The organism is Nocardia farcinica, assembly GCF_029867845.1.
Classification (GTDB): domain Bacteria; phylum Actinomycetota; class Actinomycetes; order Mycobacteriales; family Mycobacteriaceae; genus Nocardia; species Nocardia farcinica_A.
In genome coordinates this window covers 1-1,376 of sequence record NZ_JARWRU010000814.1, presented here as the reverse complement: position 1 = coordinate 1,376, position 1,376 = coordinate 1, and the positions used below count along the sequence as shown (strand labels likewise).

The following is a 1,376-nucleotide window of genomic DNA, read 5'->3' as shown; positions in this document are numbered from 1 at the left end:
TGGGCCGCCGTGCGGGCCCGGCGCGGGGGGGGCGGCCGCTGCCGGGCGACCGCCCCGCCACGGGAGGGCGGGGCGTTTCGCGGGCCGTCGAGAGAACCCGTCGAGGGCAAGCCGTCGAGGGGCAAGCCGTCGAGGGAGAGCCGTCGAGGGAGAATCAGCCTCAGCCGGCCCGCCGCAGTCCCGTGTGCTTGACGTCGTAGCGGAACTCCTCGCTGCCGTAGGGCACGGCTCGCACGACCGGCTCGGCGAGTTCGCCCCTGGCCCGGCGCAGCTCCCGGTACTCCGCGCTCGCGGCCTCCAGACGCGCGGTGACCACGGTGGCCACCAGCCGCGGGAAGCCGGGCCCCGGCCTGGCGCCCGCGCGCAGCTCCACCCGCAGCCGCAACTGGTCGCGCGAACGCGCGTCGGTGACGGTGGTCAGCACGAATTTGCCGGTGAGTTCCTCGTGCAGGCGCGGGTCGGCCAGCGCGGCGCGGATGCCGTCCGGGCGGATCTTCACCGCGTAGAAGGTGGCCGCCACGTCCGGGCGGCCGCGCAGCACCAGGAAACCGCTGGACGGGGTGCAGGTGCGTGTCCGCAGGGCGTGCCCGGCGCGGCGCAGCTCGGCGGCGAAGCGCTCGGCGGTGCGGACCTCCCCCTCGTCGTTGATCCGGTAACGCACCAGGGGCATGGCGTTGGCGACGGTGAACAGCAGCCTGCCCGCCGCGTCGGTCTCGGTGTAGCGGAAGGCGGGATCGTATTCGACCAGCGTGGGGGTCACGGTCGCGTCGCCGAACAGGCGCAGGCGCAGCAGCGGATCGGCCTCGGCGGCGCGGCGCGCCGCGATGGTCGTCGGCGTCTCGTGGCCCATCATGCCCGCGTCGGCGGTGCCGTAGATCAGGCAGGTGTCCTCGGCCCGGCCGGGCTTGCCCATCAGCTCGAGCATCCGGTCACGCCAGGCCTCGGTGATGTTCTCCCCGGCCAGCAGCAGCTTCAAATCCTGGCCGAGCACCCGGGGGCCCGCGCCGTCGAGCACGTCGCGCACGAACGGCGGGTACCCGGCCAGCACCACCTGGTCGTAGTAGGGGCCGAGTTCGGCGATGTCGGCGCGCACGGTGTCCAGATTCTGACCGGGCGCGATGACCGACACCGGGTAGCCTCGGGCGGCCAGGCCCTCCACGCAGCGCAGCGTGTAGGTGCCGCCGATCCAGTTGCCCATGGCGAAGGCGACGACCACCAGCGTGCGCCGCCGGTGGGGGGCGCGGGGGGGCCGGGGGGGGGCGGGGGGGGCGGCGCCCCGGGGGGGGGGTGGCCGTAGCCCTGGGGAACAGGATCGGCGGGCCCTACACCCGGCGCGGCGGGGGGGGGCTGGCCGCCCCCGGCGACCCCGTGTCGGG

Annotated in this window: 1 protein-coding gene; it reads right to left on the bottom strand. The window is 75.7% G+C overall.

Going from position 1 to position 1,376, the window contains the following annotated elements; genetic code table 11:
* Window positions 1–160 precede the first annotated feature (160 nt).
* Window positions 161–1,216 (bottom strand): phenylacetate--CoA ligase family protein, encoded by a 1,056-nt coding sequence (locus QH283_RS17720; RefSeq protein ID WP_280504102.1) that lies wholly within the window; start codon window positions 1,214–1,216, stop codon window positions 161–163.
* Window positions 1,217–1,376: the final 160 nt, after the last annotated feature.